Raw genomic sequence first — 24,741 nt, forward strand, 5'->3', positions numbered from 1 at the left:
GCTCCTGATCGCACGCGGCCACGACTCGGCCAATGAGTCCGAGACAAGACTTCGGCCATGCGGCGTCGCGTACGCTTGAAGCATTCCGGCGCCGCGCGATGTCTCGCCGATGTCCGAGCCCGAAGTCCTGTTCTGCCTGCACTTTCTGGGCGGAAGTGCCCGAAGCTGGGAGCGTCTCGCGCGCGCCCTCGACGGGACGCCGTTGACTTGCGTGCCCGTAGACTTGCCGGGCTTCGGCGATGCCGCCGGCACGCCGGGCTACTCCGTCGCCGCCATGGCCGATCACGTGGCCGAGGCCATCCGCGCGCGGGCTCCGGCGCGCTACGCGATTGCCGGCCACAGCATGGGGGCCAAGGTTGCGCTGGCGCTCGCGCGCCGGGCCGAGGATGGCGAGGCGGGGCTGGCGGGGCTCACCGACCTCGTCCTGGTCTCCGGTTCGCCGCCGAGCCCGGAGCCGATCCCGGAGGACCGGCGCGCCGACATGCTCGCTTGGATCGACGCGGATCCCGAGACCCGGCGCCGCGAGGCCGAGGCCTTCGTGCGCGCCAACGTGGGCGACGGCCTGGATCCCGAGAGCGAGGCGCGGGCGGTGGCCGATGTCCTGCGGGCCGAGCCGGCCGCCTGGAAAGCCTGGCTCGAGGAGGGCGCCAACGAGGATTGGTGCCGCCGGGTCGGCGTCCTGCGCACCCCGGCGCTGGTCCTCGCGGGGTCCGAGGATGCCGACCTCGGGCCTGACGCGCAGCGGGCCCTCACGGCGCCCCACCTCGCGCACCATCGTCTCGTCACCGTGGACGGCGTCGGCCACCTCCTGCCGCTGGAGCGGCCCGCGGCCCTGGCCGACCACCTGCGCGCCCATCTCGGTGACCGGCCCCGGCCGCCCGTCGAGGCCGGCCCGGCGGTGCCGCCGGACTACGCGGCGCTGATCGCCTCCGAGCGCGTGAACAGCCGCCTCCGTGAGGCGCTCGCGGAACGCGCCGCGCCGGGCGATCCCGCCTATCGGCCGGCGGCCCTCGACCCGGTGGAACTCGCGATCCTGCGGGCCGCCCTCGCCCGCGTCGTGCCGGTGCCGCACCTCGATCTGGCCGGCCGCCTCGACCGGCGGCTTTCCTCCGGCGACGGGGACGGCTGGCGCTTCTCGGCCCTGCCGCCGGACGCGGAGGCCTACCGCGCCGCCCTTCGGACGCTCGACGCCGCCGCCCGCATCGCCCGCAACCGCCCGTTCGTGACCCTCGACGCGGCCGAGCAGGACGGGCTGCTCACCCTGTGCGCGCGCGCCGCGCTGCAGGTTCCGGAGAGCCTCGGCGGCCGCCTCGACGCCGACCGGATGCGGTTCTGGTTCGAGGATCTCCGCGCCGACGCGGTCCGCCTCTGGCTCGGCCATCCGGCGGCCCTGGCGCGGATCGGCTTCTCGGGAATCGGTGCCGGCGGCGACCGGCCGGGCGAGATCGCGGACGGCCTGCCGGGCTTCCACGCCGTCGGACTCGACGCGCCGGAACCCTGGGAGCCGCGGGCGCTGCGGACGGAGGCGGGACGATGAACCTCGCGGGGATGCGGACCTACCGCGCGGACGAGGCCGTCGACGCGGTCGTGGTGGGGACGGGCGCCGGCGGCGCGCCGCTCATCGCGCGCCTCGCCGCGGCGGGGCTGAAGGTCGTGGCCTTGGAGGCCGGACCGAACTTCACCCCGGAGCGCTTCGCCTTCGACGAGACGCTGGCCGACGAGATCTACTGGACCGAGGAGCGGCTGAGCGGCGGCTCGACCCCGGAGGCCTTCGGGGCGAACAACAGCGGGACCGGCGTCGGCGGCTCGACGCTGCACTGGGGCGCCTTCGTGCCCCGGGCCGACGCCCGCGACCTCCGATTACACACGGAGAGCGGCGAAGGGGTCGACTGGCCACTGTCCTACGAGGACCTGCTCCCGTTCTACGAGCGGGTCGAGCGCTTCCTCGGCGTCTCCGGCGCGCAGAGTTATCCGTGGGATGCCGGCCGCCGTTATCCCCTGCCCCCCGTCCCGCGGAACGGGCCGGCGCAGATCATGGCGCGGGCCTGCGAGGCCCGCGGCATCCGGTGGGCGGACGCGCCCGCCGCCGTGGTCTCGCGGGACTTCCAGTCCGAGGACGGGCCCCGCCGCAACGCCTGCATCAATTGCGGCTTCTGCCACCAGGGCTGCCGCACGGGCGCCAAGGCCAGCATGGACGTGACCTACCTACCCTACGCGGTCGCCCGCGGCGCCGAGATCCGGGCCGAGGCCTTCGTCCACGGCCTGGAGCGGGGCGCCGACGGCCGGATCACCGGCGTGGTCTACCGGCAGGACGGCGCGGAGCGGCGGCAGCGCTGCGGCGCCGTCTTCCTCTGCGCCGGAGCGGTCGAGACGCCGCGCCTGCTGCTCCATCTCGGCCTGGCCAATTCCAGCGGCCAGATCGGGCGCAACTACATGGGGCACGTGGCGACCCAGGTCTGGGGCACCTTCGACCACGAGGTGCGCATGAACCGGGGCTATCCGTCCTCGCTGATCACCGAGGACTTCATCCGCGCCGGCGCCGACTTCGCCGGCGGCTACCTGATCCAGAGCCTCGGCGTGGTGCCGTTGACCTTCGGCAACTCGGCGGCGCGGGGGCGCGGCCTGTGGGGGCAGCCGCTGCTCGACTACCTCGACCGCTACAACCACTTCGCCGGCATCGGCATCAACGGCGAGACGCTGCCCTGCGACGCAAACGTGCTGACCCTCGCCGACGAGACCGACGCGCACGGGATGCGCAAGGCCCATATCAGCTTCGGCTACAGCACCAACGAGAACCGCCTCAACGCGCACGCCACCAAGGTCATGCGCGATCTCTGGGAGGAGGCGGGGGCCGACGACGTCTGGGTGCTGGAGCGCGTCGCCCACACGCTCGGGACCTGCCGGATGGGCCGCGACGGGACGAGCGCCGTCGTCGACCCGCACGGCCGCAGCTTCGACATCGACAACCTGTGGATTTGCGACGGCTCGACCTTCCCGAGCTCGCTCGCGGCGAACCCGGCCCTGACCATCATGGCGCTCAGCCTGCGCAGCGCGGAGGCGTTCCTGGCCGGCGGCCCCTGAGCCGGCTCAGCCCGCGGCGGCGCGCAGGTCCGCGAGCCCGCGCCGCTGCCGGCCCGCCCCGTCGAAGTTCGACGGGTCCAGCCACGCCGCGAAGCCGGCGCGCGCCCGCGGCCACTCGGTATCGGTGATGGAGAACCATGCCGTGTCGCGGGAGCGGCCCTTCACCACCACGGCGTTGCGGAAGATGCCCTCGAAGGTGAAGCCGAGCCGCAGCGCCGCCGCCCGGGACGGGGCATTGAGGCTGTCGCATTTCCACTCGTAGCGCCGGTAGCCGAGCTCGTCGAAGGCCCGGGCCATCATCAGCGCCATGGCCTCCGTGGCGGCGGGCGCCCGCTGCAGCCGGGGGCCGAAGTGGAGGTGGCCGATCTCGATCACGCCGTTGGCGGGATCGATCCGGAGATACGAGGCGATCCCGAGGGCGTCGCCGCTCGCGTGATCCAGGATCGCGTGGAACAGCGGGTCCTCGCTCGTCTGCTGCCGCGCGAGGCGCGCCAGGTAGGCCTCCGCGCTCTCCGGCATTTCGTCGCCGAGATAGGTCCAACCGCGCGTGTCGGGGGCGGCCCTGTAGGTGGCGTAGAGTGCGTCCGCGTGCGCCGCGGCGTCGAGCGGCACGAGCCGGCAGAAGCGGCCCTCCAGGGGCGTGCGCGGCGGCCGCGGGCGCGGGCTCCAGTCCGGCAGCGCCGGGCCGACGGGCTGGCCGAAGCCGTTGAGGCGCGCGCTCACAGCCCGCTCCGCTCGGCGACCAGCCCGGCGAGACCCGCCTCGCCCTCGGCGCGCAGCCCCGCGATGACCCCGTGCCGGTCGGCCTCGGGCCTGTTCTGGCTCATCTTCCACTTCCCCTCGACCCGCGTGATCGGAATCTCGATGCCGATGATGCCCCGAACCTGCGCGGCGACGAACGGCGCCGGCGCGTCCGCGACCGCCCACGGCTCGGCCCGGGACGCCTCGCGCAGGGCGGTGAGGTCGGCGATCTGGCGCCCGAGCCAGTCGGCATCCTCGATCATCCGCGGCCGGCCCCAGGCATGGACGGTGGCGTAGTTCCACGTCGGGACCACCCGGCCGTGCTCGCGCTTGCTCGCGTACCAGCTCGGCGTGACGTAGCCCTGCGGCCCCTGGAACACGATCAGGCACTCCTCCGCCGCGGCGAGATCCTGACCCTGCGGGTTGGCGCGGGCGAGATGCGCCCGCAGCACCCCGTGGGGACCGTCGTCGTCCAAGAGGAACGGGATCGGGTTGGCGGTCAGGCCACCCGCGCCGGCGGTCACCAGCAGGCCGAGGGGGTTGGCGCGGATCAGCGCGTGCTGCGCGGCGCGTGAATCGTCCCGGAAATGGGGCGGCTGGTACATGGGCCTGTCCTGCGGCGATGTTGCGGATCCGGGCTTGACCGTTCGGCGGTCCAGGCGAAAGGTCCAATTCTCGCGCTGTGACTGGACCAGTTTTCCGCATGGCCCGGGCTCCCCTGCCCCTGACGCTCACCCTCGACACCGCGGCCGCGGCGCCGCTGCACGCGCAGCTCCGAGAGGGCCTGCGCGCCGCGATCCTCGAGCGCCGGCTGCCGCGCGGGGCCCGGCTCCCGGCCTCGCGGGTCCTGGCCGCCGACCTCGGCTGCGCGCGCGGGACCGTCGTCCTGGCGCTGGAGCAGCTGACCGCGGAGGGCTACCTGACGGCGCGGCCGGGCTCCGCGACGCGCGTCGCCGCGACCCTGCCGGACGACGCGCTGCCCGCGCCCGGCCTGCTCCGACGCCCGGGGGACGAGCCGGCCCCGACCCTGTCCCGTCGGGGCACCCGCCTCGTGTCCGCGCCGCCGCGGCGCTACATGGCGGGTGCGGGCGTGCCCGACGCCTTCGCGCTGGGCCGGCCGGCGCAGGACGCTTTCCCCTTCGAGGTCTGGGGTCGCCTGCTCCAGGCCGAGTGGCGCCACGGCCCGACCGAGCGGCCGGACCCGCGCGGCTCGCCGGCCCTGCGCGCCGCCATCGCCGCCTACCTGGCCCAGGCGCGCGGCGTCGCCTGCGAGGCCGACGACGTCATCGTCACCGCGGGTATCCGACAGAGCCTGCGCCTGCTCGCCGAACTGCTCCTCGATCCCGGCGAGACCGCCCTGGTCGAGGAGCCCGGCTTCCCGGGCATCGCGCAGGCCCTCGCCGGCGCCGGCCTGAACCCGATTCCCGTCCCGGTCGGTCCCGGGGGCCTGTCGGTGGCCCTGGCCGCCGCGGGGGCGCCCGGCGCGCGGCTCGCGGTGGTGACGCCGGCCCACCATTACCCCCTCGGGCACGCCATGAGCCTGGAGAACCGCCTGGACCTCCTGGCCTGGGCCGAGGCGGGCTCGGGCTGGATAGTGGAGGACGATTACGACGGTGCCTACCGCTATGCCGGGCGCCCGCTCGCGCCGCTGCGCGCCCTCGATCGCGGCGGCCGGGTGATCTACGTCGGCAGCTTCTCGAAGCTGCTGCTGCCCGCCCTCGGCCTGAGCTACCTTGTGCTGCCCCGCGGCCTCGTCGCGCCGGTCAATCAGGCGCTGGCCGAGACCGGTCCCGCCCCGCCCGGGATCGGCCAGTGGGCGCTGGCGCGCTTCATCGAGGACGGCCACCTCGCCGGCCATCTGCGCCGGACGCGCCGCCTCTACGCCCTGCGCCAGGAGGCGCTGATCGAGGCCGCGCGCCGCCACGCCGGGGACGTCGCGGCGATCGCCGCCATGGAGGGCGGGATGCACGTCATCGCCCGGCCGGGGCCGGCCTGGGGCCCGGCCCTCACCGACGTGGCCGCCGCGGCGGCGCTCGGCCGCGCGGGGATCTCGGCGGTCGCGCTCTCGGCCTACCACGCCGGACCGGCGGAGCCGGGCCTGCTCCTCGGCTACGCCGCCGTGCCCGAGCGGGCGATCGAGCCGGCGGTGCGGCGCATGGCGGAGGTCCTGCGGGCGGCGGTCAGTGGAGGATCGCGCCCGTCTCCATGAACCGGTTCAGCCGCTCGATCAGCGGCGCGACCATCACCCGCTCGTACTGCGGCAGCAATCCGCGCCGCGCGTGGGCCACGTTGGCCTCGGCCTGCTCGCGGGCGAGGCGGTGCCAGCGCGCCCGGTCGTCCCGGCACGCGGCCCAGGCGCGCTCGATCGACCGGAACACGAGCGGCAGCCGCTCGGCCGGGTCGGACACGAGGTCGTAGTGGTGGTCGATCAGGCCGCCGAAGGTCTCGAAGCCCAGCTCGGACAGCCGCGCGACGGCGCGCGGCGCGCCCACCGTCACGAAGGGCAGGCCCGTCGCCGCCGCCTTGATCGACTTCTCGGTGATCCGCTCGACGCCCGGCTCGAAGAAGTCGGTCTCCGAGATGACGGTCAGGTCGCACGCCGCGTAGGCCTGCGTGTCGAGGGTCATGACCATGTCGGTGCCCTGATCGGCATCGATCCGCCGCGCCCGGCGCGGGATCCAGCTGCCGACATCGGCGAGCAGCGGCCCGAAGGCCGCCTCGATCTCCGGCGGGGCGTGGAAGACGTCGATGCCGCCCGCCTTCGGGTTGTCCTCGCCGATGCCGTGGAAGGAGATCAGCCCGTCGCGGTCCAGCCCGCTGAGCTGGAACCAGCGGTAGAGCAGCACCCGGTGCCAGCGCAGGGCCGCGTTCTGGCAGAGGAACCGGGCCGGGCCGGCGGCGCGGGCGAAGGGCGCGTAGCCGGTGCGGTCGAGGGGGTGCTGTGGGAAGAGCCGCGGACCCTCGGCGTCGTCCAGCCAGAGGGCGACCTGGAGCGGGAAGAACTCGAAGGTCCAGAACCGCAGGCCCTCGCCGTAGAGCCGCTCGTAGTCGAGCCGCAGCAGCCGGTTCTGCGTGACCAGGATCACCCGCTCGCGCGGGATCCCGCGTTCTTCGAGGTTCCGGTGCAGCGCTTCGAAGGTCGGCGCGTGCAGGCCCGGCCCCTCGTTCGAGAGGTCGAGGAGCAGCGCGGCGCGCCCGGCGCGGAGGTTCTCGGCGTCCCCCGGTTCGAGGAGGTCGAGGCGCCCGTTCGCCTCCGGGAAGCCCAGACGCACGAAATCGAGGACCGGCAGGCAGAGGACGTGGTTCGCCGGGCCGGGTTGGGCGGTCACGGTGACCCGCTTGCCCAGCCAGCCGAGGGCCGCCGGCAGGAAGTGCCCGGCCTCGCCCCGGGGCACGAGCAGGATCTCGGACGGGACTGGCCCGGATAGGACTTGGCTCATCGTGACGCCCGCGCGGCCGGTTCGGACGCGGTCCGCCGCCGCGGGACCGCGCCGAGCCGGATAAAGCCTCGGCGCGGGGGCGTCGAGGTCAGGCCGGGACCGGCTCGGCGGCGCGCACCGGGGTCGGGCCGGCCCGGTAGGCCGCCGAGGCCTCCTCGGTCCGCCAGCAGGCGACGCGGTGGCCGGGGACGATCTCGGCGACCGGCGGCATCTCCCGGCGGCAGCTTTCCTCGGCCAGGAAGCAGCGCGGCGCGAACGGGCAGCCCGGCGGGCGGTTGGCGAGGTCGGGCGGGCTGCCGGGGATGGTCTGGAGCCGGGAGCCCTTGGCGAGCGCCCCCTCGGCCCGGCTGCGCAGCAGGCCGATCGTGTAGGGGTGGTGCGGGTTCAGCACCACCTGATGCGCCGTGCCGGTCTCGACGATCTTGCCCGCGTACATCACGGCGATCCGGTCGGCGACCTCGACCGCCGCGCCGAGATCGTGGGTGACGATCACGATCGACAGGCCGAGGTCGCGCTGCAGCTCGCGGAGCAGCAGCAGGACCTGGATCTGCACCGTGGCGTCGAGCGCCGTGGTCGGCTCGTCGGCGAGCAGGACCTGCGGCCGGCAGGCCAGCGCCAGCGCGATCATGGCGCGCTGGCGCATGCCGCCCGACATCTCGTGCGGGTAGTTGTCGAGCCGCCGCTCCGGGCTCGGGATCCGCACCCGCTCGAACAGGGCGAGCGCCCGCTTCCGCGCCGCGTCCTTGGAGATCGTCTCGTGGCGCAGAATCGCCTCGGTGATCTGCCGGCCGACCGTGTAGACCGGGTCGAAGGCGAGCAGCGGCTCCTGGAAGATCATCGAGACGTCGCCGCCGCGGAAATCGGCGAGCTGGCGCCGGGTCAGCGCCTGCACGTCCTTGCCGGCGGCCCGGATGCCGCCCTCGATCCGGCTGCGCCCCTCCGGGAACAGCCGCAGGATCGCCCGCAGGGTCACGCTCTTGCCGGAGCCGGATTCGCCGATGAGCGCCAGCGCCTGACCGCGCTCCAGGCTCAGGTCGACGCCGTCGACGACCTGCACCTTGCCGAAGGCGACGCGCAGGTTCTCGAGGGCGACCGCGGGTTCTGAACCGGACATCGGGGTGCTCATGCTGCCAGCGCGCCCGCGGGCGCCGCGGAATGGCCGGAACCCGGCTGGCGGGCGAGGCAGGCGACGCGGTGCAGCGGCCGGATCGTGTCGAGGGGCGGCTTCGTCCGGCCGCAGACGTCCTCCGCCAGGGCGCAGCGCGGGTGGAAGCGGCAGCCCGGGGGCGGGTCGATCGGGTTCGGCGGGTCGCCCGCGAGTAGCGCCGCCTGGGTGCGGTTGTCGGGATCGAGCGACGGCATCGAGGCGAGCAGCGCCTCGGTGTAGGGGTGCGCCGGCGCGTCGAGCACCGTGTCGGACGGGCCGATCTCGGAGACCCGGCCGAGATACATCACCATCACCCGGTCGGAGATGAAGCGCACGACGTTCAGGTCGTGGCTGATGAAGATGTAGGTCAGGCCGAACTCGGCCTTGAGGTCGAGGAGAAGGTTCAGGACCTGCGCCTCGACCGACTTGTCGAGCGCCGAGACCGCCTCGTCGAGGAGCACCAGCCGCGGCTCCAGGGCGAGCGAGCGGGCGATGTTCACCCGCTGGCGCTGGCCGCCGGAGATCTCGTGCGGGTAGCGGCCGGCGAAGCGCTTCGGCTCCAGCCCGACCCGGGCGAGCAGCCCGCGGGCGCGCTCCACCGCCTCGCGGGCGGGCACGCCGTTGACCTTCGGGCCGAAGGCGATCGACTGCTCGACGGTCATGCGCGGGTTGAGGGACGCGTAGCTGTCCTGGAACACCATCTGGGCCTGGCGGCGGTAGGACCGCCAGGGCATGGCGCGCTCGCCGACCGGCTGGCCGTCGTACAGCATCGTGCCGGAATCGCGCTCGATCAGGCCCATGAGCAGCTTGGCGGTCGTCGACTTCCCGCAGCCGGATTCGCCGACGATGCCGAGCGTCTCGCCCTTCAGGACATCGAAGTCGACGCCGTCGACCGCGCGGACGACCTGCTTCTTGCCCCCGGCCTTGCGGACCGGGAAGTGCTTGACGAGGCCCGAGACCGACAGGAGCGGCTGAGCGGGTCCGCCGCGGTCGCGGGCGAACGGGTCGGGGGCGTCCGGGATGACGCTCACTGGCGAATCTCCATGGCGGACCGGAGCCCGTCCGAGAACAGGTTGAAGGCGATCGAGACGATGAAGATGCAGACGCCCGGGAGGGCGGCCACGACCGGATTGACGTAGATCGCGGTGCGCAGGGTGTTGAGCATCAGGCCCCATTCGGGCTCGGGCGGGCGCACGCCGAGGCCGAGGAACGAGAGGCCGGAGGCCAGGATCATCGAGACCGAGATCAGGCTGGTCGCGTAGACGAAGATCGGCCCGACGACGTTGCCGAGCACCTGCACGCGCATGATCGTCAGGGCCGAGGCGCCCGACAGCTTGGCGGCGTCGATGTAGTCGCGCTTGCGGATGCCCGTGGTGACGCTCTCGGCGACGCGCGCGATCTGGGGCACGAACACGCAGGTCAGCGACACGATCGAGTTGAAGATGCCGGCGCCGAGCGCCCCGGACAGCGCGATCGCCAGCAGCACCGACGGGAAGGCGAAGAACACGTCGATGGTGCGCATCAGGATCGTGTTGGTCCAGCCGCCGACGTAGCCGGCGAGGATCCCGATCGCGGAGCCGATCACGAAGGCGATCAGCACCGGCGTGACGCCGATGAACAGCGACAGCCGCGAGCCCAGCATCAGCCGGCTGATCATGTCGCGGCCGAGCTCGTCGGATCCGAGCCAGTAGGTGGCGTCGCCGACGTGCCTGAGGCGGCGCAGCATGGAGCCCTTGTAGGGGTCCATCGGGGTGATCCAGGGCGAGAGGATCGCGATCAGCACGACGATCAGGATCACGGCGCCCGCGCCCATGGCGACGGGGTCGCGCACGAGCCGGTGGCCGACATGGCCCCAGAAGCCCCGCGACGGGGCGAAGGCGGCCTCGGGCCCGTGGGTCACGTCCTCGGCGGCGAGGACGCCGCCGTCGAGGGCCACGGAGGCCGCGGTGACGGGAACGGTCATCGTCGGGCTCCGGCTCAAGCGCGCTCGATGCGCGGGTCGAGGGCGGTCTGCATCACGTCCACCAGCAGGTTGAGGAGCACGAAGAACATCGCCAGCACGAGGATCGAGCCCTGGAGCAGGGGCAGGTCGCGCTGGAAGATCGCGGCGTTGAGAAGGAAGCCGGTGCCCGGCCACGCGAACACGGTCTCGACCAGGATCGAGCCGCCGAGCAGGTAGCCGAGCTGCAGGCCCATGATGGCGAGCGCGGTCGGGGCGGCGTTGCGCACGACGTGGCGGAACACGCCGCGCTCGTCCATGCCCTTGGCGCGCAGGGCCTCGACGAAGTCCTGGGACAGGATGTCGGCCACCAGCGCCCGGACCGTGCGGGCGATGATGCCCATCGGGATCACCGACATCGTGATCGCCGGCAGGATCAGGTAGCGCAGGTGCTCGAAGTCGGGCCGCCAGTTTCCGGAGCCGTCGGGCCCGGCCCCGGTGGGCGGCAGCCAGCCGAGATTGGCCGAGAACACGATCACCAGGACCATGCCGAGCCAGTAGTGCGGCACGCTCACGCCGAAGACCGACACGGCCGAGGCGGCCCGGTCGGCCAGCGAGTTGCGGTGATAGCCCGCCACGAAGCCGAACAGGGTGCCGAAGGTGAAGCCGATCACGGTCGCCACCGAGGCGAGGATCAGGGAGTTCACCACGGCGCGGCTGACCTCGCCGAGCACCGGGCGGCCGGTGGCGATGGAGGTGCCGAGATCGCCGTGCAGCACGTGCCAGAGCCAGATCAGGTACTGGACCGGCAGCGGCTTATCGAAGCCGTAGGCCGACCGCATCTCGTCGATGGTGGCCTGGGTGGCGTCGGCGGGCAGGACCGCGCTCAGGGGATCGCCCGGCGCGAGGTGGACGAGGAGGAAGCAGACGACGCTGACCCCGAACGCCACGGGCGTCACGTAGACCAGTCGTTTGAGGATGTAGAGCAGCATTCAAGGGCCTGTTGTCTACTCAGCCGAGACTATTCCCCTCCCCCTTGTGGGGAGGGGTCAGGGGTGGGGGTGGTTCAGGAGGCACCGCAACGCCCTATCCTGCACCACCCCCACCTCCGGCTCCTCCCCACGAGGGGGAGGAGAGAGGCGCCCCGTTACGCTACCGCCCCGCGGTCGCCATCGTAATCTTCGAGAAGTCCTGGAACCAGTTCTGCGCCTGGACGAAGCCCTTCACCTTGGGGCTCATCGCGCGCGGATTGACGTCGTGCGTGATCATGATGAACAGCGCGTCGTCGACGTACTTCTCGTGGACCTTCTCCAGGACCTTCGTCTGCTCGGCCTTGTCGAAGGTGTTGCGGACCTGATCGAACAGCTTGTCCATCGCCGGATCGCAGTAATAGCCCCAGTTCGTGCCGTTCGGCGGGGCGAAGTTGCACTGCAGGTGGCGGATGAAGCCGGTGAAGGGGTCCTGGATGAAGTACGAGTAGTTGATCGCCGAGACGCCGCGGGAGATGTCGGCCTTGGCCCCGGCCCGCCAGATGTTGATCAGCGTGTTCCACTCCACGACCTCGTAATCGACCTGGATGCCCACGTCGGCGAGGTTCTGCTGGACGAACTCGTTCATCGGCAGCGGCTGCATCTGGCCTGAGCCCGAGGCCGAGATCGCGACCTTGAGCTTCAGTGGCTTGGCCGCGCTGTAACCCGCCTCGGCCAGCAGCTTCTTGGCGGCCTCCGGGTCGTACTTGATGTCGAAGGTCGGGTGGCCGAACCACTGGTGACCGGGCGGCATGAAGCCCTTGGCGGGGATCGCGAGGCCGCCGAGCAGCTCCTTCAGACCCTCGCGGTCGATGGCGAGGTTCGCGGCCTTGCGCACGCGGATGTCGTTCCAGGGCGAGCCCTCGACCCGCGACAGGTGCCACGTCCAGTTATGCGGGTAGGCGTTGGTGACGATGGTGAAGCCGGCGCTCTTCAGCGAGGCCACGGAATCCGGCGCGGGCGCCTCGATCCAGTCGACCTGTCCGGAGCGGAGGGCGGCGGTCCGGGCGTTGGCCTCCGGCAGCGGGATCAGCACGAGCTTGTCGAGCTTCGGCACGCGGTCCTTGTCCCAGTACTCCTTGAACGGGACCATCTCGGCGCGCTCGCGCGGGGCGAACAGGGTCAGCTTCCACGGGCCGGTGCCCGAGGGCTGCTTGGCGAAGGCGTCCCAGGACTTGCCGAGCTTCTCCCACTGGGCCGGCGACGACATCATGATCCAGGCGATCTGGTAGGGCAGCGTCGCGTCGGGGGCCTTGGTGGTGATCTCGACGGTCAGCGGGTCGACCGCCCGGTAGCTCGCGACCGCCGGGATGCGGGTCTTGCCCTGCGCGGACTGGCGCGGGTCGTATTGCGGCGCGTCGGCCTTCAGGAGCTTGTCGAGGTTCCAGACTACCGCGTCGGCGGTGAAGTCCGAGCCGTCGTGGAATTTCACGCCCGGCCGGAGCTTGAAGGTCCACTTGGTCTTGTCGGTGGCGTCGACGCCCCAGCTGGTCGCGAGTCCCGGCACGAGGTCGGAGGCCAGCTCGGCGCTCGACAGGTCCCAGTTGATGAGGCCGTCATAGACCGTGTAGCCCATGAACCGCATGCCCTCGCCGCCGTTGTCGGTCTGGCCGGTGGTCAGCGGGATGTCGGAGGCGGTCATGCCGATCCGCAGCGTCCCCTGCGCGAGGGCAGCGGTGCTCGCGGAGAGCGCCAGGGCACCGGCCAGCGCGCCACGGGCGCCGAGTTTTCTCAGACGGGACAGCATCTTGGGTCGGGTACTCGCGTTGGTCCGCGCCAGACGGCGCGGAATACGCTCGACCGTATGCAAGCCCGCGGCCACACGCCCCCGCCGGGGCGCGGGCCGCTCCGCGGCTAGTCCGCGTCGATCAGGCTCACGTGGGCTGCGACCACCCGCCAGCCCTCCGGGAAGCGCGCCCAGGTCTGGCTCTGGCGACCGATCTTCCCCGGTGCGCTGGCGCGGGTGAACAGCGTCATCGCGGTGGCGAAGTCGCGCCCGTAGGTGGTGATCTGCGTCCGCGCCAGGGTCCGCTCCAGGCCCACCGGGGAGCGGGCCCGGCGGAAGGCGCGGATCGCGTCCATGCCGTAGAGGTTCTCGCCGATCCCGTAGCGGATGGTCAGCGGATCGTCCCGGAACAGCGCCTCCAGGGTCGGGACGTCGTTGGTGGTGAGCGCCGTCTCGTAGGCCCGGAACGCGGCCGCGACCTCGGCCTTCACGGCGGGATCGTCGATGATCATCGGGCAAGCTCCGCGATGGGCGCCGTGCTGACGCCGGTCCGTTCGAGATAGCGCGCCGCGCGCAGGACGAGATCCTCGCGCCAGGGTGCGGCGATGATCTGGACGCCGAGCGGCAGACCGGCGTCGAGCCGGACCGGCGCCGCCACGACCGGGAGGCCGATGAAGCTGACCGGCTGCGTGAACACGCCGATATTGGCGCGCACCGGCAGCGTCACGCCGTCGAGGACGAAGTGGGTCTGGCCGCCCCTCGGCGCGCGGCAGGGCGTGGCCGGGGCCAGGATCACGTCGACGGTCTCGAACAGCTTCAGCACCCGCGCCCGGTACCAGCGGCGGAACCGCTGCGCCCGCTCCACGTGGGGCGCCGGGATCATTGCCCCGGCGATCAGCCGGTCGCGCACCGCCGGGTCGAAATCCTGCGGCCGGGTGCGGAGACGGTCGAGGTGGAGCGTGGCGCCCTCCGCGGCGGTGATCAGGTAGGCGGCCGCGCGGGCGCGGTGCGCCTCCGGCAGCTCGACGGTGCGCCGCGCGCCGAGCGCCTCGGCGGCGCGCGCCACCGCCGCGAAGGCTTCCGGATCGCCGTTGCGGGCGAAATGGCCGCCGGCCACCGCGACGCGCAGGCCGTCGATCCCCGCCTCGAGCCGCGGCAGGACCGGCTCCGCCGGGCGGAGCGTCGCCACCGGATCGTCCGGATCGGGGCCCTGCATGGCGTCGTAGGCGAGCGCGAGATCGGTCACGCTCCGGGCCATCGGGCCGAGATGGTCGAGGCTGCCCACGAAGGGGAAGCTCCCCGCGCGGGTCAGCCGGCCGTAGGTCGGCTTGAGACCGTAGCAGCCGCAGAACGCGGCGGGGACGCGGATCGAGCCGTTCGTGTCCGAGCCCAGCGTGAGCGGCACCATCCCGGCGGCGATGGCCGCGCCCGAGCCGCCCGACGAGCCGCCGGTCATGTGATCCAGGGCGTGCGGGTTGTGGGCGTCGCCGTCGTGGATGTTCTCGCCGGTGAAGTCGTAGGCGTACTCACCCATGTTGAGGGCGCCGACGAGGATCGCCCCCGCGGCCTCCAGGCGCCGGACCAGGGCGCCGTCCCGCTCGGCCGGCGGCCGCTCCCGGTTGATCTTCGATCCGGCGCGGGTCGGCAGGCCGTCGATGTCGATCAGGTTCTTCACCGCGAACGGCACGCCGGCCAGCGGGCCCGGCAACGCCCCCTCGCGGCGCGCCGCGTCCTGCGCGTCGGCCCGGGCCAGGGCGCGGGCGGACAGCACGTCGGTGAAGGCGCCGACCCGGTCGTCGAGGCGCCCGATCCGGTCGAGCGCCGCCGTGACGGCCTGCCGCGCGGTGGTCCGGCCATCGGCGATCGCTGCGGCGATCGCCGTTGCCGTCGAGGGATCGCTCGCGCTCACGCTTCGAACCTCGGGGCCGCGTCGATCTCGTCGGCGAGCGGGAAAGCCTCCACCAGCTCGGCCGCCGCGGCCAGGACGCGCAGATTCGCGGTCACCGGGGCGATCCACGCGGGGTCGAGGGTGAGGCCGAGCAGGGCCGCCGCGGCCGCGGCGTAGCTCTCGGGATCGTACGGGGGGCGGGTCTCGGACATGGAACTCCTCAGGCCGATCGCGCGGGACGCGATCGATCGCGGCAAGCAGGCCCTGTGCCGCGAGCCCGCGCGCAGTGCCGCGAACCGGCGCGCCTGCGTGCCTAGATCATAGGCAGACAGGGACGTGCTGGCGATGGATTCGATGCGCTCCGATCCGCGTGCACAAGAATTAGGCGGCGGCGGGAGGACCTTTTCTGGGCACGCCCGTGCGCCGGAGCGGAATCGCGACCCCTCGCGGGATCGAAGGTCCGGCAACGGATACGCTGTCGATTTTGCAGGTCTGCCTTGTGATGGAAGTATAGGTCCGTCCAGCGGACAGCTGCGCGACGGGCGCCGGGCGAACACGAATCTTGTCTTCGCCCGGCGCGCGACCCATCTAGGGCTGGCAGGCAAGTCCAGGGGATGGATGCGCGCCCACCTGTCGAGCACCGAAGCCTCTGCCGGCCGCCGGCCTGAGGTATTTCCGCACCGCGGGTCGAAACTCTTACAGAGTGGGCCGGGATTGTCGCCGGACCGGCCGCCTGCGCAGGTCTCGCCGATTGCATCTCGTGTGAAGCTCTGTTTAAGGGCTCTGCGATCTTCGAACAATGGTCCGACCCGAGCGTTCAGACGCAGGCCGAACGCTCGGGTCGGACCATCGGTACAGCCGGTGGATCGGTGCGGTTCCGGGGCGCGGGGATGGCGTCGGAACCTGCAGACTCCGTACGTGCCCGGCCCCGCCGGATGTCCCCGCGACACGCGAGACGTACCCAACTGAGAAAGGTCAGATGAGCGCATTCGACTACAGGAATTTCGACGACCGTCGCCAGAACTCGCAGAACGCCAAGGCCGCCCTGCTGGCCAAGTTCAAGGCGCGCCCCCCGTCCGACGACCCCGAGGTGATCGCCAAGGCGAAGGCCCGCGCCGAGGTCGCCAAGGCCCGCGAGGAGCGCTCCCGCGAGCGCGAGGCCGCCCGGATCGCCGCCGAGCGGAAGGCCGCCGAGGAGAAGCGTCAGCGGGAGGAGGCGGAACTCGCCGCCCAGATCGCCCGCGAGGCCGCCGAGCTGGCCGCCGCGCAGGAGCGCAAGTCGGCCGACCTGGCCGCCAAGAAGGCCCAGCGCGACGCGCGCTACGCGGCCCGCAAGGCGAAGGTCAAGACCAAGCGCTGAGCGCAGGCCGTCGGCTCACCCGAGCTTCGGACGCCCAAGACGCCCGCCCGCAAGGCGGGCGTCGTCGCGTTCGGGGGGGCGTGTCCGCACCCGGCAACCAACGCGCGCGGCAACGCGTTGAGGGCGGCCGAACCGCGACGCGCCCGTCCGGCGCGGGCAGCCGAGGCCGCGATGCTTTCCCGATCCCGACTGGTTCTCCCCGCGGTCCTCGTCCTCGCCGCGCTGCCCTTCGCCGTCGCGCCCCGGACGGCCCGCGCGCAGGGGGCGGACTCGGTGATGGCCTGCGAGACGCTGATCGCCGCCCGGCGGATCGACGCGGCCTCGGGCAGCGGTGGCCCTGCCCCCACGGAGGCCGGCTGTCGGCGGATCCCGCGCAGCGCCATCGGCACCGTGGAGCAGCGGGCCCTGATCGGCGGGGCGCCCTACGAGTGCCTGACCGTCGCCGGCGGGGGGCCGTGCCGCTGGATCGTGCCCTGACGCGAAGGCTGTCGATTATTGCCGGAGCCCGCACTCTGACCAAGCTTCACGGGTGATCGAGACGCTCTATCTGTGTCTCGAGCGAGTGAGGTCCGAACGTCAGTATGCCGAGTACCCTGGCAAGCACGCGCGTATCGATCGTGGCAGCGACTTGGATCGTCTCGGCCCTGGCCGGCGGGGCCGCCCGCGCGGAGCCGCCGATCCGGAGCCCGGAGGACGCGGCCTGCCGCAACGAGGCCCGCGCGAAGGTGTTCTCGGCGCCCAACCCGCAGGGTCTCGAACTTGAGGAGATCGGGCGCCGGATCTACTTCGCCTGCATGGACCGCGTCGCGAAGGCGGCCGCACCGGCGGCGAAGCGGGGTGGCCGGCGCCATCGGCACCGGCGGCATTGACCCGCGACGCGGGGTCAGGCGTCGAGCGGCGCGCCGATCCGGGCGCGGAGCCGCAGCCGCAGGGCCTCGTTACCGCCTTCGGCGTCGAGGGCGGCCATCAGGCGGAGCAGCTGGCTGAGCGGGGTCGACCGGCTCTCGACCGCGTCGGCGATCTGCTCCGGCAGCGACTTGGCGACCGGTACGAAGCGCGGTGCCGGGCTGGCCTGGTGAGTCTGGGGCATGCGAGGCGCTCGTCCTTCGAAGGAGTCCAGATTGGCGGGCGGGTCGCTACGCCTTTCGATCGACGGGCACCAGTCCTTTTCGCGTGAATACGTAGCCGGCATCGCTCCGCGTCACCGCGCTGCAACAGCGCGGCGGGAATGTGTGGATGATGCCGGACCCGCCGCGGAATCCGCTTGCCGGGCCGGCGCTCAGCCGCCCGTCAGCGGCGACTCCGCGAATCGGTCGAGCAGATCCTCGGGGTCCCGGTAGATCGCCGCGCAGCCGGCCGCCCTCAGGTCCGCCTCCGGAAAGCCGCCGCAGAGGAGGCCGACGGTGCGCAGGCCCGCCTTCGCGGCGGCCTCGGCGTCGTAGGGGGTGTCGCCGACGACGATGATCGCGTCGGGCGGGACGCCGTCGAGCTTCGCCAGGGCGGCCTCGAAGATGTCGGGGTGCGGCTTGGACCGGTCCGCGTCGTCCGAGCTCGTGGCGACGTCGACGAGGTCGCCGATCTCCAGGATCTCGGTGTAGTGCTCGACCTCGGAGCGCTTGCCCGACGAGGCGAGCGCGATCTTCAGCCCGGCGGAGCGGATGTGCTCGAACAGCGGCCGGACACCCGGGAACGGCCGGACCTCGGACAGGTAGCGCCGTTTGAACAGGTCGGAGCGGTAGGCCTCGATGGTCTCGCCCTCCCGCGCGATCCGCTCCTCCGACAGGAAGACCGGCATCAGCTCGTCGCCGCCCTTGCCGATCTGCCGGCGGACTTCGGCGAAGCCGGTTTCCACGCCGAAATGCGCGAAGGCCTCCACCCAGGCGCGGGCATGCAGGTCGACGCTGTCGAGCAGCGTCCCGTCGATGTCGAAGATCACCGCGCGCATCGCAGCCCCGTCGCGGAGCCCTGCGCCCGCATCAGGCCGGACAACCTACCGGCGCCCGGCCTGTTCCGCGCCGGGCCCACGAACGACGGAAGCCCGCCCCTGCGCGAGGGGCGGGCTCCGGGAGAGGCCGTGGTGGCGCCGCGGCGCCGACCCTTCAGTGCATCGAGGCCGGGGTCCGGGCGGGCTTCGCCTTGGCGGCGAGGCCGGCGGTCACCGCGGCCTTGGAGGCGCGGGCGGGCTTCGGGGCCGCCGGCTTCGCGGCGGCCTTCACGGCCGCGGGCTTGGCAGCGGCGGTCTTCGACGCGGCGGTCTTGGCGGCGGGCTTGGCAGCGGCGGTCTTGGTGGCAGCGGTCTTGGCGACCGGCTTGGCGGCGGTCTTCACCGGCGCGGCCTTCGCGGAGGCCTCGACGGGCTTGGCGGCCTCGACCGTCTCGGACGCGGCGGCGGCGAGCATTGCGTTCGCGCGCAGCTCGGACTCGGCGCGGATCCAGTGGGCCGCAGCGTGCCCGTGAATCCGGCCCTCGTTCTCCCAGATGTAGTAGGCGCACTCGCGCACGTGGTGCTCGCTGATCAGCATGCGGTCGATCTCCTGTCCGTCCCGGGGACGACGATGGGAGAGCCGGGTTAAGCGTCGGTTAACCCTGCCGCCGGCGACCGGTCGCGGTGCGCGCGCGCTTCGGGCCGCCCTACTGGGCGATCCCCAGCACCCGCCGCGCCTCGGTCAGCAGCACGGCGTGCCGGGCCGCGCCCGGACCCTGATCCGGCGCCTCGCGGCCGGCCCGGGCGATCAGGTCCTGGAAGCGCCGCCGGTCGAGGGCCCGGTGCCCGATGCTGGCGAGGACCGCGCCCAGGACGATCCGGACCGCCTCGGTGCGCTCGTCGGCCATCGCAGCGGCTTCGGACGCGGCCGCGTTCGCCTGCGCGTCCACCTGCGTCTCGGCCCGCGCGGTCGCGGCCGCCTCCGCGCGGGTCTGCGCCTCCGCGAGCGCCGCGGCGAAGCGCTGCCCCTCCTGCCAGGCCTGGTCGTGCTGATGCGTGCGCAGCGCGAGCAGCACCTTGAGCGAGGCCGCTTCCGCGCGCGCCGCGTCCAGCTTGGCTTGGGCCTCGCGCAGATCCTTCAGCAAGTCCTGCGCGAGGGTCTGGTCCGCGGTCATGTCCACTGCCGGCTCCTCTGGCGTTCGACGGCGTTCGTCCTGTCGCGCCGTCGGCCGAATGTCCACTCTCGCGCGCCGGCGGGACCGGACGACAGGTTGAGAAAATCCGATCGCCGGTCCACATGGGAGGCGGCGCCTCGCGGCGCCAGTCCCGGCCGGCCTTGAACCGGCGCAGCGGAGTATCGCCACCATGTTCATCCAGACCGAAGCCACGCCGAACCCGGCCACCCTGAAGTTCCTGCCCGGCCGCGTCGTGCTGGCGGAATCGACCTTCGAGGCGCGGGACGCCGAGGCCGCCGCCCGCTCGCCCCTGGCCGCGGCGCTGTTCACCGTCCCGGGCGTGGCGGGCGTCTATTTCGGCCACGATTTCATCTCGGTGACCAAGGCCGAGGACGGCTCGGACTGGGCGCAGGTCAAGCCGGCGGTGCTCGGCGCGATCATGGAGCACTTCCAGTCCGGCGCGCCCGTGATGGCCGAGGGCGGCCACGGCGAGATCGAGCCGGGCGACGAGTTCTACGACGAGGCGGACCACGACACCGTCGTGACCATCAAGGACCTGCTCGAGACCCGGGTGCGCCCGGCGGTGGCGGGCGATGGCGGCGACATCACCTTCCGCGGCTACAAGGAGGGCGTGGTCTATCTGGAGATGAAGGGGGCCTGCTCGGGCTGCCCGTCCTCCACGGCGACCCTGCGGCATGGCGTACAGAACCTGTTCCGGCACTTCCTGCCGGAGATCCGCGAGGTCCAGGCGATCTGAGGATTTGCGCCCGCGCCGCGGTGCGGGCGGCACGCCGGAGGGCCGGAACGGCACTCGGCTGCCCCCCGGCTCCCGCCTTCGCGGCGGAGCCGGGGGCCGGTGCGCCGGACCCGTCCGAGGCCGCGGACGCGCACCGGCGCAAGCCGGCAACACTCCACCGGTGATCCGCCCGGTGCGGGCGCCCCGCCGCTGACGAGGCGGCGGTTTTGCTCTAACGCTGGAGGCTCTTCGCGCCCGTCGCGGCGCAGGGAGGCAACCGTCGGCGCGGACCGGCCTGTGGGAGTGAGCGTGCGTATCCTGGCCATCGACACAGCGCTGGACACCTGCGCCGCCTGCGTCATGGCGGAGGAGTCCGAGGCGCCCCTCGCCGCCGAGTCGCTGCCCATGGCGCGCGGCCACGCGGAATCCCTGCTGCCGCTGATCGAGCGGGTGATCGCCCGGGTCGAGGGCGGATTTGAGGCGATCGACCGGGTCGCCGTGACGGTCGGACCCGGCAGCTACACCGGGCTGCGGGTCGGCCTGTCGGCGGCCCGCGCCATCGGCCTCTCGACCGGCAAGCCCGTCGTCGGCGTCGGCACCCTCTCAGCGCTCCTCGCGCCGCTCCTGGCCGACACCGTCGCGGGCACGATCGCCGCGGTGATCGACGCCCGCCACGGCGCCGTCTACGTGCAGGCCCTCGGGCCGGGCGATGGCCTCGCGCCCGCGCATCTCGCCGTCGAGGCGGCGGCCGAGCAGCTGGGCGACGGCCCGGTGGTGCTGACCGGCTCCGGCGCGCCGATGCTGGCCGCCGCGCTCGCCGCACGCGGCGTCGCGGCGCGCGTCGCCCATGTCGGCGGTCCCGATATCGCGGCGGTGGCCTCCCTCGGCCTCGTCGCCGACCCGGCGCAGGCCCTGGCGCGGCCCCTCTACCTGCGGGGGCCGGATGCCCGGCCGCAGGACCACGCGCGGATCGCACGGCGATGACGCGCCCGCTGCCCTTCTGGCCCTTCGACTGGTGGTTCGCGTGGTGGGACGCGCTGACCCCGGAGCCCTACGTCGCGCCGCTCCGCGACGCCGCGCAGGCCCCTGCCCTCGCCCGCCTCCACGCGACCGCCTTCGCGCGGCCCTGGGACGCGCACGAGTTCGAGCGGATGCTCTGCGAGCGCTCGACCCACGCGCACGCCCTCTGGCGCGCGGGCGTCCTCCAGGGCTTCGTGCTCTCGCGCCGGGCCGCCGACGAGGCCGAGATCCTGACGGTCGTGCTGTCCCCGGCTCTGCGCGGCGGCGGCCACAGCCGCAAGCTGCTCCGCGAGCACCTGGCGAGCCTCGCCCTCGACGGCGTCGCCCGGGTGCATCTGGAGGTCGACGAGGGCAACGCTCCCGCGCTGCGGCTCTACGCCCGGCACGGCTTCCGGCAGGTCGGTTCGCGCACCGGCTACTATCTCAAGGCCGACGGCAGCCGGGCGACCGCGCTGACGATGAGCGCCGACCTGTGACGCCGTGAGCCGCCTCGGCATCGCCTGGCGCGTCGCGGCCCTCGCCCTCGCCTTCGCTGTGCTGGGACCGCCCCACTGGATCGCCCTGCGCCTCCTCGGCCGCCGCGCGACCCTGGCGCCGATCCTGTTCCACCGCGTCTTCCTGTGGCTGTTCGGGGTGCGGGTCACGCAGAGCGGGACGCCCCCGGCCCCCGGCGAGGCGGCTCTGGTGCTCGCCAACCACGTCTCGTGGCTCGACATCATCGCGGTGGGCTCGCTGCGGCCGCTCTCCTTCGTGGCGAAGTCCGAGATCGCCGGCTGGCCGCTGATCGGCGTCCTCGCGGGGCTCCAGCGGACGATCTACATCGACCGGCAGCGCCGCGGCGCGACCGCGAGCGTCAGCACCGCCATGGGCCACCGCCTGGCCGAGGGGGAGCTGGTCGTCCTGTTCGCGGAGGGGACCACCGGCGACGGGACCCGGCTCCTGCCGTTCCGCTCCTCCCTCGTCGGCGCCGCCCGCGCGGCGCTGCAGGCCGAGGCCGGGCGCGGACGGGTGCGCCTCCAGCCGCTCGCCATCGCCTATCCACGGCGCAACGGCCTGCCGGTCACGCGCGCCGAGCGCGCGGAGATCGCGTGGTACGGCGACATGGAGCTGGTGCCGCACCTCGCGACCTTCGTGCAGGGCGGCCCCATCGACGTGCACGTGGTCTGGGGCGCGCCGATCCCCTTCGAGGCGACCACCGACCGGAAGGTCGCCACCGCGGCCGCCGAAGCCGAGGTGCGCGCGGCCCTGCGGGGCGCCGGCACGGGCGCCGGCACCGCCCCGGCACCCGACACGCGGCCGGCCGCCCCGGGGATCGGTCTCCAGGGGCCGGAGATCGCGCCGGTCTGAACCCTCGGCGCTGCGCCGGACGCTGCTCCCGCGTCGGGATCCGGAGCCGGCGCGCCCGCGACCCCGGCACCGTGGGAGGCGCGCGCGGCCTGCTTTTCCACGCCTAAGCTCCTGGACGCGAACGGAATCCTGTCTCAGATCCAGATTTTACGCCTGGTCCGGACGGGTCTGATCCTTTCGAGACCAGCTCGTCGCTGTTCGACCGGGCGGATCCGCCGATCCGCGCGAGAGTAAGCCGGTGGAATCACCGTCAGAATACATGATTCAACGCATTGAGCGGCCGGAACACGTCTGCTAGCTAGGCCGCAATCCGGAACAGACGGAAATTATTGGAGGACGCCCGGTGCAAACCTGGAACCAGGTTTACGACCCGTTCGGGAGCCCGTGGCTCTCGACGCTCGCCGCTTCAGTGCCGGTCATCGCACTGCTCGCCATGATCGCCAGCGGGCGCGTGAAGGCCCATATCGCGGCGGTCATCGCCCTCGGCCTCGCCATGCTGGTGGCCATCGTCGGCTTCGGCATGCCGACCGATCTCGCCACCCGCGCCGCCATCCTCGGGATGGTCACGGGCTTCTTCCCGATCGGCTGGATCATCCTCAACGTCATCTTCCTCTACCGGCTCACGGTGGAGAAGGGCTGGTTCGCGATCCTGCAACAGTCGGTGGCGGGCATCACCGCGGACCGACGCCTCCAGCTGCTCCTGGTGGCCTTCGCGTTCGGCGCCTTCTTCGAGGGCGCGGGCGGCTTCGGCACGCCGGTCGCCGTCACGGGCGCGATCCTGATCGGCCTCGGCTTCTCGCCGCTCGCCGCGTCCGGCCTGTCGCTGATCGCCAACACCGCGCCGGTGGCCTTCGGGGCGCTCGGCGCGCCGATCCAGGGCCTCGCCTCGGTCACCGGCTACCCGCCCGAGATCCTCGGCGCGATGATCGGCCGGCAGCTGCCGCTGTTCTCGCTGATCGTGCCGTTCTGGCTGATCTGGGTGTTCGCGGGCTTCCGCGGCATGATCCGGGTGTGGCCGCCGATCCTGGTCTGCGGCGCCTCCTTCGCGGTCGCGCAGTTCCTGATCTCGAACTACGTCAACCCGTGGATCGTCGATATCGGCGCCTCGCTCGCCTCGATGCTCGCGCTGGTGCTGTTCCTGAAGGTCTGGCAGCCCAAGGAGATCTGGTCGTCGCCGGCCCTGCGCGGCCACGATCCGTCGCTCGCCGTCGCCGGTCCGCGGCCCGTGGCGCTCGGCGCCGGCGTGCCCGGCACGCCCCCGGTCCATACCGGCGCCCGCACCGCCTCGCAGGGCGAGATCCTGATGGCCTGGGTGCCGTGGATCATCCTGTCGATCGTCGTGGCCGTCTGGGGGACCGGCTGGTTCAAGGGCATCGTCAACCCGCTCTTCACCTGGAAATACGAGGTGCCGGGCCTGCACAACGTGATCATGAAGGTGCCGCCGGTGGTGGCCAAGCCGGTGCCGGAGGGCGCGGTCTTCCTGTTCACCTACATGTCGTACACCGGCACCGGCGTGCTGATCGCGGCGATCATCTCCGGCCTGATCATGCGGTTCTCGCCGCTGCGCCTCGTCACCGCCTACTTCGAGACCATCTGGGCCCTGCGCTACTCGCTCATCACCATCGCGGCGATGCTCGCGCTCGGCGTCCTCACCCGCTACGCGGGCGTCGACGCCACGCTCGGGCTGGCCTTCGCGGGCACCGGCATCCTGTACCCGTTCTTCGGGACGCTGCTCGGCTGGCTCGGCGTGGCGCTCACAGGTTCCGACACGGCCTCGAACGTCCTGTTCGGCGGCCTGCAGCGGATCACCTCCGAGCAGCTCGGCCTCTCGGGCGTGCTGATGGCGGCGGCGAACTCGTCGGGCGGCGTGATGGGCAAGATGGTCGACGCCCAGTCGATCGTCGTCGCCTCCACGGCCACCGGCTATTTCGGCCAGGAAGGCAAGATCCTGCGCTTCGTGTTCTGGCACTCGATCGCGCTGGCCTGCCTCGTCGGGCTGTTCGTGATGCTGCAGGCCTACGTGCCGTTCTTCCAGCAGATGGTCATCGACCTGCCCGCGGCGGCGCCGGCCGCCCACTGAGGCCGGTTCGACCGCGACAGCCTCTGACCGGCCGCCCTCGGGCGGCCGGTCGCGTTTCGGGCGCCGCGACGGCCCCCGCGATCCGTGCTACAGGCCGCGTGCCGGGCCC

26 protein-coding genes are annotated in these 24,741 nt (G+C 72.9%); 11 read left to right on the top strand and 15 right to left on the bottom strand.

What is annotated here, in order from left to right; all coding sequences use genetic code 11:
• Nucleotides 1–109: 109 nt before the first annotated feature.
• Nucleotides 110–1,537 (top strand): alpha/beta hydrolase, encoded by a 1,428-nt coding sequence (locus tag LXM90_RS20300; protein ID WP_026604972.1) that lies wholly within the window; start codon nt 110–112, stop codon nt 1,535–1,537.
• Nucleotides 1,534–3,081, top strand: coding sequence for a GMC family oxidoreductase (locus LXM90_RS20305; protein ID WP_042670578.1), 1,548 nt, complete (start codon nt 1,534–1,536; stop codon nt 3,079–3,081). The genes LXM90_RS20300 and LXM90_RS20305 overlap by 4 nt, the downstream gene beginning before the upstream one ends.
• 6 nt (nt 3,082–3,087) lie before the next feature.
• Here LXM90_RS20305 and LXM90_RS20310 read toward each other — a convergent pair whose 3' ends face one another.
• Nucleotides 3,088–3,804 carry a GNAT family N-acetyltransferase gene (locus tag LXM90_RS20310; protein WP_234081025.1) on the bottom strand — a complete coding sequence of 239 codons (717 nt, stop codon included), beginning with the start codon at nt 3,802–3,804 and terminating at the stop codon, nt 3,088–3,090.
• Nucleotides 3,801–4,427, bottom strand: coding sequence for an FMN-binding negative transcriptional regulator (locus LXM90_RS20315; protein ID WP_020093444.1), 627 nt, complete (start codon nt 4,425–4,427; stop codon nt 3,801–3,803). The genes LXM90_RS20310 and LXM90_RS20315 overlap by 4 nt, the downstream gene beginning before the upstream one ends.
• Nucleotides 4,428–4,525: 98 nt before the next feature.
• On the opposite strand from LXM90_RS20315, the gene LXM90_RS20320 reads away from it, so the two are divergent.
• Nucleotides 4,526–6,031, top strand: coding sequence for a PLP-dependent aminotransferase family protein (locus tag LXM90_RS20320; RefSeq protein WP_020093445.1), 1,506 nt, complete (start codon nt 4,526–4,528; stop codon nt 6,029–6,031).
• On the opposite strand, the gene LXM90_RS20325 is transcribed toward LXM90_RS20320, so the two are convergent.
• The 9 genes from LXM90_RS20325 to LXM90_RS20365 form a co-directional block, all read right to left on the bottom strand.
• Nucleotides 6,003–7,262 (bottom strand): hypothetical protein, encoded by a 1,260-nt coding sequence (locus tag LXM90_RS20325; RefSeq protein ID WP_234081026.1) that lies wholly within the window; start codon nt 7,260–7,262, stop codon nt 6,003–6,005. The genes LXM90_RS20320 and LXM90_RS20325 overlap by 29 nt on opposite strands.
• 88 nt (nt 7,263–7,350) lie before the next feature.
• Nucleotides 7,351–8,376, bottom strand: coding sequence for an ABC transporter ATP-binding protein (locus tag LXM90_RS20330; protein ID WP_020093447.1), 1,026 nt, complete (start codon nt 8,374–8,376; stop codon nt 7,351–7,353).
• An 8-nt stretch (nt 8,377–8,384) separates the two neighbouring features.
• The gene (locus LXM90_RS20335) at nt 8,385–9,440 is read right to left on the bottom strand and encodes an ABC transporter ATP-binding protein (RefSeq protein WP_020093448.1); all 1,056 of its coding nucleotides are present in this window, start codon (nt 9,438–9,440) and stop codon (nt 8,385–8,387) included.
• The gene (locus LXM90_RS20340; RefSeq protein WP_020093449.1) at nt 9,437–10,372 is read right to left on the bottom strand and encodes an ABC transporter permease; all 936 of its coding nucleotides are present in this window, start codon (nt 10,370–10,372) and stop codon (nt 9,437–9,439) included. Before LXM90_RS20340 ends, LXM90_RS20335 begins: the two co-directional genes overlap by 4 nt.
• Before the next feature lie 14 nt (nt 10,373–10,386).
• Nucleotides 10,387–11,340, bottom strand: coding sequence for an ABC transporter permease (locus tag LXM90_RS20345; RefSeq protein ID WP_020093450.1), 954 nt, complete (start codon nt 11,338–11,340; stop codon nt 10,387–10,389).
• Nucleotides 11,341–11,500: 160 nt separating this feature from the next.
• Complete coding sequence (locus LXM90_RS20350) at nt 11,501–13,123, bottom strand: ABC transporter substrate-binding protein (protein ID WP_020093451.1); 1,623 nt, start codon at nt 13,121–13,123, stop codon at nt 11,501–11,503.
• 107 nt (nt 13,124–13,230) lie between these two features.
• The gene (hpxZ, locus tag LXM90_RS20355; protein WP_020093452.1) at nt 13,231–13,614 is read right to left on the bottom strand and encodes an oxalurate catabolism protein HpxZ; all 384 of its coding nucleotides are present in this window, start codon (nt 13,612–13,614) and stop codon (nt 13,231–13,233) included.
• On the bottom strand, nt 13,611–15,011 hold the full coding sequence (locus LXM90_RS20360) for an AtzE family amidohydrolase (RefSeq protein ID WP_020093453.1): 1,401 nt from the start codon (nt 15,009–15,011) through the stop codon (nt 13,611–13,613). Before LXM90_RS20360 ends, hpxZ begins: the two co-directional genes overlap by 4 nt.
• Nucleotides 15,008–15,202, bottom strand: coding sequence for a DUF4089 domain-containing protein (locus tag LXM90_RS20365; RefSeq protein ID WP_020093454.1), 195 nt, complete (start codon nt 15,200–15,202; stop codon nt 15,008–15,010). Before LXM90_RS20365 ends, LXM90_RS20360 begins: the two co-directional genes overlap by 4 nt.
• 767 nt (nt 15,203–15,969) lie before the next feature.
• Here LXM90_RS20365 and LXM90_RS20370 point away from each other — a divergent pair.
• The 3 genes from LXM90_RS20370 (at nt 15,970) to LXM90_RS20380 (ending at nt 17,219) form a co-directional block, all read left to right on the top strand.
• Complete coding sequence (locus tag LXM90_RS20370) at nt 15,970–16,350, top strand: DUF6481 family protein (protein ID WP_020093455.1); 381 nt, start codon at nt 15,970–15,972, stop codon at nt 16,348–16,350.
• 171 nt (nt 16,351–16,521) lie between these two features.
• On the top strand, nt 16,522–16,827 hold the full coding sequence (locus LXM90_RS20375; protein ID WP_020093456.1) for a hypothetical protein: 306 nt from the start codon (nt 16,522–16,524) through the stop codon (nt 16,825–16,827).
• Between the two features lie 140 nt (nt 16,828–16,967).
• Complete coding sequence (locus tag LXM90_RS20380) at nt 16,968–17,219, top strand: hypothetical protein (protein ID WP_376738925.1); 252 nt, start codon at nt 16,968–16,970, stop codon at nt 17,217–17,219.
• A 14-nt stretch (nt 17,220–17,233) separates the two neighbouring features.
• Here LXM90_RS20380 and LXM90_RS20385 read toward each other — a convergent pair whose 3' ends face one another.
• The 4 genes from LXM90_RS20385 to LXM90_RS20400 form a co-directional block, all read right to left on the bottom strand.
• Nucleotides 17,234–17,440 carry a hypothetical protein gene (locus tag LXM90_RS20385; RefSeq protein ID WP_020093458.1) on the bottom strand — a complete coding sequence of 69 codons (207 nt, stop codon included), beginning with the start codon at nt 17,438–17,440 and terminating at the stop codon, nt 17,234–17,236.
• A gap of 189 nt (nt 17,441–17,629) precedes the next feature.
• Nucleotides 17,630–18,295, bottom strand: a complete 666-nt coding sequence (locus LXM90_RS20390; protein ID WP_020093459.1) for an HAD family hydrolase — start codon at nt 18,293–18,295, stop codon at nt 17,630–17,632.
• 154 nt (nt 18,296–18,449) lie between these two features.
• Nucleotides 18,450–18,872, bottom strand: a complete 423-nt coding sequence (locus LXM90_RS20395) for a DUF2934 domain-containing protein (protein WP_020093460.1) — start codon at nt 18,870–18,872, stop codon at nt 18,450–18,452.
• A 109-nt stretch (nt 18,873–18,981) separates the two neighbouring features.
• The gene (locus LXM90_RS20400) at nt 18,982–19,449 is read right to left on the bottom strand and encodes a hypothetical protein (protein ID WP_042675064.1); all 468 of its coding nucleotides are present in this window, start codon (nt 19,447–19,449) and stop codon (nt 18,982–18,984) included.
• A 190-nt stretch (nt 19,450–19,639) separates the two neighbouring features.
• Between LXM90_RS20400 and LXM90_RS20405 the strand changes: the two genes are divergently transcribed.
• The 5 genes from LXM90_RS20405 (at nt 19,640) to LXM90_RS20425 (ending at nt 24,632) form a co-directional block, all read left to right on the top strand.
• Nucleotides 19,640–20,206, top strand: coding sequence for a NifU family protein (locus LXM90_RS20405; RefSeq protein ID WP_020093462.1), 567 nt, complete (start codon nt 19,640–19,642; stop codon nt 20,204–20,206).
• A 288-nt stretch (nt 20,207–20,494) separates the two neighbouring features.
• Complete coding sequence (tsaB, locus tag LXM90_RS20410; protein WP_026604975.1) at nt 20,495–21,169, top strand: tRNA (adenosine(37)-N6)-threonylcarbamoyltransferase complex dimerization subunit type 1 TsaB; 675 nt, start codon at nt 20,495–20,497, stop codon at nt 21,167–21,169.
• Complete coding sequence (locus tag LXM90_RS20415) at nt 21,166–21,681, top strand: GNAT family N-acetyltransferase (RefSeq protein ID WP_012317649.1); 516 nt, start codon at nt 21,166–21,168, stop codon at nt 21,679–21,681. Before tsaB ends, LXM90_RS20415 begins: the two co-directional genes overlap by 4 nt.
• Nucleotides 21,682–21,685: 4 nt before the next feature.
• Nucleotides 21,686–22,552, top strand: coding sequence for a lysophospholipid acyltransferase family protein (locus LXM90_RS20420; RefSeq protein WP_020093464.1), 867 nt, complete (start codon nt 21,686–21,688; stop codon nt 22,550–22,552).
• A 343-nt stretch (nt 22,553–22,895) separates the two neighbouring features.
• Nucleotides 22,896–24,632 (top strand): L-lactate permease, encoded by a 1,737-nt coding sequence (locus LXM90_RS20425; protein ID WP_026604976.1) that lies wholly within the window; start codon nt 22,896–22,898, stop codon nt 24,630–24,632.
• Nucleotides 24,633–24,741: the final 109 nt, after the last annotated feature.

Origin of the sequence: Methylobacterium oryzae (assembly GCF_021398735.1) — a bacterium.
In the GTDB taxonomy this organism is placed as follows: Bacteria; Pseudomonadota; Alphaproteobacteria; order Rhizobiales; family Beijerinckiaceae; genus Methylobacterium.

What these genes read in the sequence shown, in the direction of transcription:
- LXM90_RS20300 (WP_026604972.1), top strand. Translation starts at nt 110, where the DNA reads ATGTCCGAGCCCGAAGTCCTGTTCTGCCTGCACTTTCTGGGCGGAAGT.
- LXM90_RS20305 (WP_042670578.1), top strand. Translation starts at nt 1,534, where the DNA reads ATGAACCTCGCGGGGATGCGGACCTACCGCGCGGACGAGGCCGTCGAC.
- LXM90_RS20315 (WP_020093444.1), bottom strand. Translation starts at nt 4,427, where the DNA reads ATGTACCAGCCGCCCCATTTCCGGGACGATTCACGCGCCGCGCAGCAC.
- LXM90_RS20320 (WP_020093445.1), top strand. Translation starts at nt 4,526, where the DNA reads ATGGCCCGGGCTCCCCTGCCCCTGACGCTCACCCTCGACACCGCGGCC.
- LXM90_RS20325 (WP_234081026.1), bottom strand. Translation starts at nt 7,262, where the DNA reads ATGAGCCAAGTCCTATCCGGGCCAGTCCCGTCCGAGATCCTGCTCGTG.
- LXM90_RS20330 (WP_020093447.1), bottom strand. Translation starts at nt 8,376, where the DNA reads ATGTCCGGTTCAGAACCCGCGGTCGCCCTCGAGAACCTGCGCGTCGCC.
- LXM90_RS20340 (WP_020093449.1), bottom strand. Translation starts at nt 10,372, where the DNA reads ATGACCGTTCCCGTCACCGCGGCCTCCGTGGCCCTCGACGGCGGCGTC.
- LXM90_RS20345 (WP_020093450.1), bottom strand. Translation starts at nt 11,340, where the DNA reads ATGCTGCTCTACATCCTCAAACGACTGGTCTACGTGACGCCCGTGGCG.
- LXM90_RS20350 (WP_020093451.1), bottom strand. Translation starts at nt 13,123, where the DNA reads ATGCTGTCCCGTCTGAGAAAACTCGGCGCCCGTGGCGCGCTGGCCGGT.
- hpxZ (WP_020093452.1), bottom strand. Translation starts at nt 13,614, where the DNA reads ATGATCATCGACGATCCCGCCGTGAAGGCCGAGGTCGCGGCCGCGTTC.
- LXM90_RS20365 (WP_020093454.1), bottom strand. Translation starts at nt 15,202, where the DNA reads ATGTCCGAGACCCGCCCCCCGTACGATCCCGAGAGCTACGCCGCGGCC.
- LXM90_RS20370 (WP_020093455.1), top strand. Translation starts at nt 15,970, where the DNA reads ATGAGCGCATTCGACTACAGGAATTTCGACGACCGTCGCCAGAACTCG.
- LXM90_RS20375 (WP_020093456.1), top strand. Translation starts at nt 16,522, where the DNA reads ATGCTTTCCCGATCCCGACTGGTTCTCCCCGCGGTCCTCGTCCTCGCC.
- LXM90_RS20385 (WP_020093458.1), bottom strand. Translation starts at nt 17,440, where the DNA reads ATGCCCCAGACTCACCAGGCCAGCCCGGCACCGCGCTTCGTACCGGTC.
- LXM90_RS20390 (WP_020093459.1), bottom strand. Translation starts at nt 18,295, where the DNA reads ATGCGCGCGGTGATCTTCGACATCGACGGGACGCTGCTCGACAGCGTC.
- LXM90_RS20395 (WP_020093460.1), bottom strand. Translation starts at nt 18,872, where the DNA reads ATGCTGATCAGCGAGCACCACGTGCGCGAGTGCGCCTACTACATCTGG.
- LXM90_RS20400 (WP_042675064.1), bottom strand. Translation starts at nt 19,449, where the DNA reads ATGACCGCGGACCAGACCCTCGCGCAGGACTTGCTGAAGGATCTGCGC.
- LXM90_RS20405 (WP_020093462.1), top strand. Translation starts at nt 19,640, where the DNA reads ATGTTCATCCAGACCGAAGCCACGCCGAACCCGGCCACCCTGAAGTTC.
- LXM90_RS20415 (WP_012317649.1), top strand. Translation starts at nt 21,166, where the DNA reads ATGACGCGCCCGCTGCCCTTCTGGCCCTTCGACTGGTGGTTCGCGTGG.